6 protein-coding genes and 1 rRNA gene are annotated in these 10,773 nt (G+C 38.4%); 3 read left to right on the top strand and 4 right to left on the bottom strand.

Annotated elements, in window-relative coordinates:
• Nucleotides 1-25: 25 nt before the first annotated feature.
• Entirely contained in the window at nucleotides 26-1,423 is a 1,398-nt protein-coding gene (locus NXS00_RS20895; RefSeq protein ID WP_258101221.1) for a hypothetical protein, read from the bottom strand.
• Nucleotides 1,424-1,549: 126 nt separating this feature from the next.
• On the opposite strand from NXS00_RS20895, the gene proS reads away from it, so the two are divergent.
• From proS to floA, 3 genes are read left to right on the top strand one after another with little or no spacing between them, the layout of a single operon-like run.
• Nucleotides 1,550-3,025, top strand: a complete 1,476-nt coding sequence (proS, locus tag NXS00_RS20890; RefSeq protein WP_258101220.1) for a proline--tRNA ligase — start codon at nucleotides 1,550-1,552, stop codon at nucleotides 3,023-3,025.
• 3 nt (nucleotides 3,026-3,028) lie between these two features.
• The gene (locus tag NXS00_RS20885) at nucleotides 3,029-3,493 is read left to right on the top strand and encodes an NfeD family protein (protein WP_258101219.1); all 465 of its coding nucleotides are present in this window, start codon (nucleotides 3,029-3,031) and stop codon (nucleotides 3,491-3,493) included.
• Between the two features lie 11 nt (nucleotides 3,494-3,504).
• Complete coding sequence (gene floA, locus NXS00_RS20880) at nucleotides 3,505-4,530, top strand: flotillin-like protein FloA (RefSeq protein ID WP_258101218.1); 1,026 nt, start codon at nucleotides 3,505-3,507, stop codon at nucleotides 4,528-4,530.
• Nucleotides 4,531-4,612: 82 nt separating this feature from the next.
• Here the strand turns inward: floA and NXS00_RS20875 are convergent, their stop codons facing one another.
• From NXS00_RS20875 to rrf, 3 genes are all read right to left on the bottom strand, one after another.
• The gene (locus NXS00_RS20875) at nucleotides 4,613-6,169 is read right to left on the bottom strand and encodes a M20/M25/M40 family metallo-hydrolase (RefSeq protein WP_258101217.1); all 1,557 of its coding nucleotides are present in this window, start codon (nucleotides 6,167-6,169) and stop codon (nucleotides 4,613-4,615) included.
• Nucleotides 6,170-6,302: 133 nt separating this feature from the next.
• A complete protein-coding gene (locus NXS00_RS20870) occupies nucleotides 6,303-10,520 on the bottom strand; it encodes a CHAT domain-containing protein (RefSeq protein WP_258101216.1) in 4,218 nt (1,405 codons plus the stop codon).
• 135 nt (nucleotides 10,521-10,655) lie between these two features.
• Nucleotides 10,656-10,767 (bottom strand): 5S ribosomal RNA (gene rrf / locus NXS00_RS20865).
• Nucleotides 10,768-10,773: the final 6 nt, after the last annotated feature.

Below are 10,773 nucleotides of genomic sequence, written 5' to 3'. Positions count from 1 at the left end.
TGAATACGAGAATTAAGACCCATTATTAGCCACCTCTTCCTGATCTAGATGATCCACCACCACTTCTTGAACTAGAAGATGACGATGATCTACTACTTGAACCTGAGCTCGAAGATCTTGAAGAAGATGAACTCCTTGATGGAGAATAACTACTTCTTGAACTTGAACTGCTTGATGAACTTCTAGAAGGAGTATAGCTGCTCCGAGAGCTTGAAGAAGAACTTCTACCTGAAGAATAACTACTATTACTTCTTCCTGATGAATAACTGCTATTGCTTCTTGAAGTATTCGTACTATATCTTCTACTTGAGGAATTTGCAACCCCTGAAGATCTTGTGTTAGTTGCCGACGAGGAACTAGAACGAGAACCGTAACTAGAGCTTGATCTTGAACCATAATTAGATGAATAGCTTGAATTATTACGTCCAGAAGTAGCTGTTCTTCCAGTGTAAGTTGCTCCGGTGTTTCTAGAGGAAGCAGAAGATGTTGAAGTTACTCTTCCTCCTGAACTCGATCTAGAACGGCTAAAGTATTCATTTTGAGTTCTCGAATAATCTCTAGAATTCACTTCATTTCTAGCATTCGCTGTACTTATGCGGCTATTTGTAGAGTTTCTGGAACCTTGAGCAACACTACCACCTCTGACAGCTCTGCTACCCACTACCACATTTCTTCTTGAAGAATTTCCTTCGTAGTAGCCATTATTGTTTCCGTAGTAATAACCAGCGTAGAATCCATTGGTATAAGCGAAGTTGTATCTGTTCCATCTATTCCAGCCATAGCCCCAAGATGAATAATATGGATTATAATATCCGCCATACCATGGGTCATATGCGAAATACCCTCCTGCAAATCCTGGATAACCATATCCCCAGAATGGATCATAGAATCCAGTTCTTACTCCCCAGCCATAACCGAAGCCTATGCTCACGTTCCAGCCAGAATTCCATCCGTACCATGGATCATTCCATGAGTTGGCATACCAGGAATTGTTATAATATGGATTTCCCCAATTTGAGTTATTTCCATAATAGTTATTAATAACAGTTGTACCCTGATCACGATCATTATTAGCGTAAGCCAAATCCTCATCGAAATACGAAATATTCGACATAGTTGGCTCAGGATATTCTACACTATCCGCTGGATAATATCCGTTTTCATCATAGTATTCATCAGACTGATATCTGGCGATATATTCAGGATTTACCTGATGAGTACTGTAATTATCAGAATAGGTGTTATTAGTATATGCTTCGTAAGTGGAAGTACTTTTATTTTGAGCTTCTTCCAACTTCTCCACTTTTTTCCGATCCTTCTTCGTAAAATAAAGATCGTCATACTCCTGAGCGAAGGAGGACGTTGCCACCATAACCAATGCAAAAAGCATTGTTAATTGTTTGAGTTTGTTAAAAGCTTCCATAATTCCTACGTTATATCATTAATACAATGAATTGGCCCTCTTAGTTTCCGCTTTGGACGGCTATATTTGTGAGCTCATATTCAATGAATTAACAAGCAATTACTATACCAAAAACATAAAGCTAACATGAGTAAAGCAATTCCAAGCAGAAATGAAGATTATTCTTTGTGGTACAACGAGCTGGTAAAGAAGGCGGGATTGGCTGAAAATTCCCCCGTAAGGGGCTGTATGGTAATAAAACCGTATGGTTTTGCCATCTGGGAAAAAATGCAACAGACCCTTGACAAAATGTTCAAAGACACCGGTCACTCCAATGCATACTTCCCGTTATTTATACCAAAATCTTTTTTGAGTAAAGAAGCAGATCACGTAGAAGGCTTTGCCAAAGAGTGTGCCGTAGTTACTCACTACAGATTAAAAAATGATGAAGAAAAAGGTGGTGTAGTAGTTGATCCCGACGCCAAACTAGAAGAGGAATTGATCGTTAGACCAACTTCCGAAACCGTAATTTGGGATTCTTATAAAAACTGGATCCAGTCATATAGAGACCTCCCATTGTTGATTAACCAATGGGCTAACGTGGTAAGATGGGAAATGAGAACCCGTCTTTTCTTAAGAACTGCAGAGTTCCTATGGCAAGAAGGTCATACAGCACATGCTACTAAAGAGGAGGCAATAGCTGAAACAGAACAAATGTTAGAAGTTTATGCAACGTTTGCTGAAGAGTTCATGGCCGTACCAGTTACAAAAGGAGTTAAAACACCAAACGAAAGATTCGCTGGAGCTGTTGAAACTTATTGTATAGAAGCAATGATGCAGGATGGTAAGGCTCTTCAAGCAGGAACTTCTCACTTCTTAGGTCAGAATTTTGCTAAAGCATTTGATGTGAAATTTGCTACTAAAGAAGGTAAAGATGAGTTTGTTTGGGGAACATCTTGGGGTGTATCTACTCGACTGATGGGTGCTTTAATCATGGCTCACTCTGACGATGATGGATTGGTTTTACCTCCCAAATTGGCTCCAATACAAGTAGTGATAGTTCCAATCTATAGAAAGGATGAAGAGCTGGCTGCAATCTCAGAAGTTGCTGAGAAGTTCAAAAAGGAACTGCAGGCTAGAAATGTATCTGTTAAGTTTGACAATAGAGACACTCATAAGCCTGGTTGGAAATTTGCTGAGTATGAACTTAAAGGAGTACCAGTAAGAATTGCAATTGGACCAAAGGACCTTGAGAAAGGTACTGTTGAGATTGCTAGAAGAGACACGAAAGAGAAACAATTTGTTGCGCAAGAAGAAACCGTTGATTTCGTAACAAATCTTTTAGAAGAAATTCAACAAAACATCTATAACAAAGCGGCTTCTTTCAAGGAAGAAAACACTCGTACGGTTGATACCTACGAAGAGTTCAAAGAAGTTCTTGAGAAAGATGGTGGCTTCATTTATGCACATTGGGATGGTACTTCTGAAACGGAAGAGAAAATAAAAGAAGAAACTAAAGCCACAATTCGTTGTATTCCGTTAAATTCAACATCAGAGGAAGGTACCTGCATGTATTCGGGTAAACCGTCTAAAGGCAAAGTACTTTTCGCAAAAGCATATTGATTAATGGAATGGTTTAGTGTACTTCTACTCGTTGCTCTGGGAATTGTTCTAATTGTATTAGAAATCATATTCGTTCCTGGAACCACTATTGTCGGCATACTTGGCTTTGCCGCAGGTGGCTTTGGCATATATCTTGGATATGATTATTTCGGAGCAACAACTGGCACTATAATCATGGTATTCTCTGTACTATTTGCTTGTGGAGCTATCTTTTATAGTTTTAAATCAAAGGCTTGGGAACGCTTCTCACTCAAAGATGAACATCGAAGTAAGTATAATGATGGAATTACCATCAACTTGCAAATTGCTCAAAGAGGGAAGACAATTTCTTCTTTGAAGCCATTTGGTAAGGCTATTTTTGATAATCAAATTGTAGAAGTGAAATCTAATGGTGATTACATAACAGAGAACCAAACCATCGAAATCAAAAGAATTGAACCGAATAAAATAATTGTAGAACCTATTTAACCTAATACACTATGGGAAGCAGTATAATGCTCGTTGTAGTAATTATCGGAGGGATTGTCCTCTTTTTCACTTTTCTCTATTTCGTCCCTGTTAATCTATGGATTACAGCGATATTTTCTGGAGTAAAAGTTGGACTACTTGAGTTGGTATTCATGCGTATTCGTAAGGTACCACCATCAGTTATTGTAAATTCATTAATTACAGCTACCAAAGCAGGGTTGACTATACCTGAAACTGAAGGTGCACCTCCAAGACCTTTGAAAACACAGGAATTGGAAACACACTATCTGGCAGGAGGTAACGTACCTCAAGTAATTAAGGCGTTGATTTCTGCAGATAAAGCGAACATCAACCTTACGTTCAAGCAAGCCACGGCAATTGACCTAGCTGGTAGGGATGTATTTGAAGCTGTACAGATCTCTGTAAATCCTAAAGTAATCAACACACCTTCTGTTGCGGCTGTAGCTGCAGACGGTATTCAGTTGGTAGCTAAAGCAAGAGTTACAGTTCGTGCTAATATCCAACAGTTAGTTGGAGGAGCTGGTGAAGACACTATTCTTGCTCGTGTTGGTGAAGGTATTGTAACTTCTATCGGTTCTGCATCAAGTCACAAGGATGTATTAGAGAATCCGGATAAAATTTCAAAGTTGGTACTTCAAAGAGGATTGGATGCTGGTACAGCATTTGAAATCTTATCAATTGACATTGCTGATGTTGATGTAGGAGCAAACATCGGAGCTAAACTTCAAACTGATCAGGCATCTGCTGACTTAAAAGTAGCCGAAGCAAAAGCCGAAGAGAGAAGAGCAATGGCAGTTGCTGAAGAACAAGAAATGGTTGCCAAAGCACAGGAAGCTAGAGCAAAAGTAATCCTAGCGGAAGCAGAAGTTCCTAAGGCATTAGCAGAAGCATTTAGATCTGGAAACCTTGGTGTAATGGACTACTACAAATTCCAGAACATTCAAGCCGATACGGATATGAGAGAATCGATCGCTGGAACTGGTAAAAAAGGTGGGTCATCTAAGAAAAAAGACTAATTCCTATCATTACCTAATAAGTAAAAAGAGAAGGCCAATTCTAATTGTAGGATTGGCCTTCTCTTTTTAATTAAACTTTACTTTAGTCATTTTCTTCTAACATTCCCTTTCTTTCCGGAGATCTTGGACTTGGCCATGTTCTTTGCTCACCGGTTCTAGAATTAATCGGAAGAACACTCTGTTCTCTCGATGTAGTTACAGGGTCTTCTGAAGCCATATATGCAAGAATGGCTGTTAATATTACATTAGATCTCACATCATCGAACACAATCTTGTCATAGGTGTCTAAATTGGTGTGCCAGGTATAATTCCAATAGTCCCAACTCAAAGAACTCAATGAAAAGGCTGGTGCGCCAGCCGCCAAAAATGACGCATAATCCGACCCACCTCCACCTGGAGTTCCTGGGAAATTGGTTTCAATCTCTGATTTGATATCTTTTGGAACTGGCTGTAGCCAACGACCAATGTAATCGTAAGAATGTAAAAAACCCTGACCAGAAATATTTACGACACGTCCTGTCCCATTGTCCTGATTAAACAATGCTTGAACTCCATTAACAATTTCCGGGTGGTCCTCTACGAATGCTCTAGAGCCATTCAAACCTTGCTCTTCACTACCCCAATGCCCTGCAATGATTGTCCTTTTGGGATTAGGATATATCTTTTTCAGAATTCTCATTGCTTCCATCATGACGATCGTTCCAGTTCCATTATCAGTTGCTCCGGTTCCTCCATCCCAAGAATCAAAATGTGCAGAAAGAATGATGTATTCATCTGGCTTCTCGGTACCTGGTATCGTAGCTATAGTGTTGAACGTAGGCTGTGGATCAAGATTTTTTGATTCTGCTACGATTCGTATCTGAGGTTTATCCCCATATTCTACCATTCTATAAACCATTCCATAGTCTTCAAGAGCCATATCGATAGTGGGTATTTTTTTCGTATACGCGCTAAATATCTTATTGGCTCCAAATCCCTTAGACCAGTAACTTGCTATGATTCCAACAGCACCATTCTCTTCCAAGACGACTGGCAATGTTCGTCTCCCGTATCCAGTCTTTTCTATATTGTCATTCCATTCATTTCTAGCCTCGTCACGTTGTTCTTTCAATCTCTCGAAGGACTCCTCTGTAGCATATTCTTTCCAGTTATCATCCGGTCTTCCGGTAAGCTCCGGCTGTGATATCAATACTATTTTACCTTTTACAGAAGGAAGCCATTTTGCAAAGGCCAAGGAATCCTTTACTTCTGGCAAAATAATCACTTCAGCTGTCACCCCTTTTTTAGGTGTTCCTGGGCTCCATGCCAACATCATTCCATTAAGCGTACGAACTCTGGGAGAAACAAGGTCTATATGGGTAATTCCTCGTTGCCAACCTTTCCATTGCCCCCACTGCTCATTTTCAGCAGAAATATCCCATTCAGCATATTGATTAACCGCCCAATCATTGGCCTGTTTCATTTCTGGAGTACCCACTAGTCTAGGGCCTACCACATCTAATAACTCATGAGCTAGACGCTCTAGTTGTGAATTATCACTGGCTTCAGAAACTATTTTATCAACAATTTCTTCAGATGTTTGACCTATTAAAGCTGTGGCCAAGAAAATGCCCACTATAGGCATCAATAATCTTTTCATAGTCATTCCTTATTGTTTAAATCATTTCAATTTAATCCGTGGACATTTTAGAAAAGATTAGAATTATATGAATGGTAATGAAGCCACATGTGATAGTTGTGGATTGAAACAAGCACTTAAATGTCTCTTATTTTTACTCTCCTATAAGTACAAAAGGAGCCCAATAGTATGGCTTCTTATATTCCTCAGACTTAATTAGATTTAATTTCGCGTTTCTTAAAGCAGCTGATTTAGTTTCTCCAGAAAGCAAACCATCATAAAAGTCAACCATCATTTTTGCTGTGCTTGCATCACTCACTTGCCATTGAGACACCAGCATATTCTTTGCTCCGGCATAGAAAAATGATCGAGTCAAACCTACAATTCCCTCACCTTCAGCATATCGACCAAGACCTGTTTCGCAAGCACTCAAAGTAACCAGATCAGCATTGATCTCGAGATTATATATTTCTGCAGAGAACAAAACACAGTCCTCATTGGAATTATCATTTTGACTCATAAATACACCAGAATATGATGGGTTAGATTCATTGACAAATCCATGGGTAGCAAAATGAATGAATTCATATTCTCCCAAGATTCCAGATTTGATTACTTCTTCTTTGGCTTGATCATAAACCAGCAATTCAGCTTTCCTCCCTTTATTGGTTGCCAGTTGATAAATAGCATCAACTTCTTCCTTTGTCCCTGGAAGCGCTGAAATAAACTCACCATTTGCACTAAAACCTCGAAACTCTTCTGATGCCACAGAACGAGACGCTTCAAACACATCTAAAGCTCCTGGAGTTAATCTACTCGTTGATTGATCTGCAAATACAGGTGCAAAAGACAATATCTGACCATTTGACTTATTCTCACGATCCGTAAGAAGTCCTGACAATGTTGTAGAATAGCTGTATTTAATCTGATAGTCTTCAATGAGATATCTTCCATTTCGTTTCAAACTCTCAAACGGGAAGTAATTCAGTGAACCCTCAGGCACTATAGTGAGCTGATCAATAGCAAGGTTTTGTTCATCAAAATAGGTTTCCACTTCAGCCAGAGCAACTTCATAAATTTTATTAGACACATAGTCAAATGCCGCATCTGACTTGAAAATAATGGCATTTCTAATTGCTGTCACCAAACCACTAAATTTTTCATCGTATACCGCAGAGAACACCGCAATGTCAGATTTTGTGATAATGAAAGTGATTAAAGTGGAATCTCCAGGAGCAAACTCGATAACCGCTTCCCCATTATTTAAACGATCCTGAATCCTTTTAATTGAAGAAATCTCCAGCGATGCATTCAACTGTCTATACTTTGGATTATTCCTCAGATCTGTAACAACCTCTTGATAAGTTCTTTTCTGATCAAAAAGTCTCGAAGACAGCATTTGCATTTTATTTCTTTCATCCTCGCGTCCTGTTAACTTGAAGACTTCTTGCTCCAACTTTTCAATATTATAGCGTAACTCACGCTCCTTCTTAAGGAGCTCTCGATCTACTCCTTTTATTGTTCTAATGTTGCTTTCTTGAATAGATTGAAGCAATACATTGGCCTTTGATTTTTCCGCATAGTAAAATGCCTGTGAAATATAGGATTGATCACCCGCTTCCTGATATAGGCCCACAGCAGCCTTCACACCTATGTTAGTAAGCAAACTTTTATAAACTGAGAATTGAACCCTGTCCTCTTCGTTTATAATCTCGGATTCAGCTAGCCCCAATTGTTTATTTGCCTCAACCGCCGACTCCAGTGACTTCTGGAGGTAGTCTATAGATTTCTCCTTATGATATAATTGATAGTAAACATCAACTTGAGCCACTAAAGAACTGAATAACAAAGTTTGATTTAAGGTAACTTCAGGATCAGTTTTTAATTTAAGAGCCTCATCTAATAGATTTAAAGCACCCATAAAGTCTCCACGGTTCGTCGCTATTTCTGCCAGCCCTAGGTACACACGAATTTGGCCATTCATTTCGTCATTGGCCTTATAAAATTGTAATGCCACTGAAAATGCTGATTTAGCCTTATCCAATTGTCCATTAGCTATTAGCTGATTACCCAAATTATTATTTAAGCCTGCCACAGAAGAATTATTTTCTCCTAGTTTTTTAGAAAGCAATTCAATAGCACGAGTTGTTGACAAAATAGATTGCTCTGTCAGCCCCAACATTTGTTCGGCAATAGCCTTATTCTGTAAAGTGGTAGCTGCATTTATTGTATCTAATTTTCCCGTAGTAAACCCGTTTAGAATTTCATCATATTGCTCAATGGCGCGTTTATAATTCCTCTTTCCATCATCGACAAGTGCCAAATTCATCTTTGTGGTAATTATCTCATGGTGATCCTTTGGCAAAATCGTTTCATATATTCTTAGAGCTTCATCAAAATAGTCTTTTGCTTCAGAATAAGCATGATATTCCAAATTCGCTACTCCGACATTATTAAGTACAGACGCCATGTTCAGCGACTCTTTTAAACCAAGTTTTTCATAAATATCAATGGCGTTTTTAAAGGCAAGAAATGACAATTCGGTTTCTCCTCCTTCATGCAGAAGCATTCCTTTTAAATTATAATTCTTGGCCAGATCCAACGAAAAGTCACCATATAACTTTGTTACTAAGTCATGATGCTTTTTTAAATAGTTCTCAGCATCTCCAGTTTGGGATAATTCGATATATGATATAATTAAATTGGAATAAACGCTTATAAGAGCAGGACCAAAGTCATATTTATCCAATATTTGTTCAGCACTTTTTAAATATTTTAATGCAACAAAATGTTGATCCAACTCTGAATAACAATTAGCTATGTTGACTAATGTACTCGCTACAGAATGGTGATTAACACCATATTCAGATTGTTCAATTAGCAAAGTCTTCTGAAAATACTCTAACGCTAATTGGTTATTGCCTAGTAAATGATAAACATTCCCAAGTCCATTACTTGTTTGAGCATATTCTCTAGAATCTTCTCCAAATAGTTCCTTTCTAATTGTTAGAGCCTGTTCAAATAGTTTCAGTGCATCAGCGAACTTGTTTTGATTTTGCAGCAAAACTCCCCGATTATTGAGAATGAAGGAATATGTAGCATTGTCACCGCTATTGTATCGATTGTTAGCACTAATCGCCTTATCTAAGTAATCATCTGCAGCAGTATAGTTTTGATATCTTTCAGCGATTCTAGCTAGTGCAATATATGATCTGGGTATTTGATTTAAATAATCAGGATTCTTCTTTTCCAATGCCTGTTGATACAAGTCTTTTGCATCCTCTAGCTTACCCATTCGCTCATAGCACTGAGCGATATCTTCCATTTTTTCGATTTGTACGGACAAATTAGCTGATTTCTTAACTGCGTTTAGATATTCGATGTAGTAATCAAGAGCAATTGCAAAATCACCCAAACTGTAGTAAGCATCAGCCAAAGCGTCTAAAGATAGCAGAGTGTTCTCGTCTTTATTTCCTGCAATTTCCTTTAGCAGTAAATAAGAGGATTTATAACTATCAAACGCTTTTGAGTATTCCTGCTTAGCCAATTGAGCATTACCTCTAATCCGTAGATAGTTAGCATATTCGTTTGATCTTTCCCCATAAAACGACTTTCCATATTCCAGCAACCTTGATGCATAAATATCCATTTGAGAAAAATCCTCCAACCACTCATAGGCAACCGTTACTTCTTTTAGTGCAAGTACATAATCTTCAGATTCTTCCCCCCGTAACTGTCGTTTAATATCCAGACTTTTTAAAGCTGTATTTACCTGTGTTTCATATTGCTCCGAATGTTGGGCTACATAAGGGATCGAACTGTATACCCAATCTGTATATGGATGGATTAATCCAAGTGATTGTTCCATTTGATCAGCCGCCTTTTGATAATAGACTAATGCTGAATCATATTCACCATTGTAATCCATTGCATAAGCTAGATTACAGAAAATTTCACCTACAATTGTTCTGTTAGAAGGATCAACTAATTCTAATGCGGCCCTGTAAAAAAGTTTAGCAGTATCATAGCTCTGCATTTCGTGATAATACTTACCATATCCAATATAGCCATATACTGCTTCTGGTGAACTCTCCCCATACTTAGCAGCCGCAACATCTAATGATTGCACAGCATAGTTCAAGCCTTCAGATGTGTACCCATGTTCATAAAAAGACATGGCAGTATAATAGTTGGCTTTTATACCAATTAGATCATCTCTTTCTAAGAATGAATCAAAACCATTAATAGAACTTACATATTGGAACTTATAATAATCCTGGACGGCCTTCTCAAATTTCTTGTCTTGGCTATACACAGATGAACATACACCTATCAAAAACCACACAAAGGAGAGCTTTACTGTTTGTCGCATTTATTGAACTTTAGATTGAAAGTTCAATAAAACTACGTGTGAATACAATACCGTAGAACCCGTAATTAAGGATAAGAGCATATCCAAAAGGGCATAAAAAAACCCTGATTAGAGAACTAATCAGGGTTTATAATAAGCTGGCGACGACCTACTCTCCCACATGTTACTGCAGTACCATCGGCGCTGGTGGGCTTAACTTCTCTGTTCGGAATGGGAAGAGGTGGACCCCACCGCAATAATCACCATAAAGTCT

The organism is Marinoscillum pacificum (assembly GCF_024714495.1).
Taxonomy (GTDB): domain Bacteria; phylum Bacteroidota; class Bacteroidia; order Cytophagales; family Cyclobacteriaceae; genus Marinoscillum; species Marinoscillum pacificum.
Note: the sequence above shows the minus strand (reverse complement) of the source record. Positions and strands in the feature narration are given on the sequence as shown.

Bases quoted from the DNA above. Each gene is read 5' to 3' on its own strand.
- NXS00_RS20895 (WP_258101221.1), bottom strand. From the start codon at position 1,423: ATGGAAGCTTTTAACAAACTCAAACAATTAACAATGCTTTTTGCATTG.
- proS (WP_258101220.1), top strand. From the start codon at position 1,550: ATGAGTAAAGCAATTCCAAGCAGAAATGAAGATTATTCTTTGTGGTAC.
- NXS00_RS20885 (WP_258101219.1), top strand. From the start codon at position 3,029: ATGGAATGGTTTAGTGTACTTCTACTCGTTGCTCTGGGAATTGTTCTA.
- floA (WP_258101218.1), top strand. From the start codon at position 3,505: ATGGGAAGCAGTATAATGCTCGTTGTAGTAATTATCGGAGGGATTGTC.
- NXS00_RS20875 (WP_258101217.1), bottom strand. From the start codon at position 6,169: ATGAAAAGATTATTGATGCCTATAGTGGGCATTTTCTTGGCCACAGCT.
- NXS00_RS20870 (WP_258101216.1), bottom strand. From the start codon at position 10,520: ATGCGACAAACAGTAAAGCTCTCCTTTGTGTGGTTTTTGATAGGTGTA.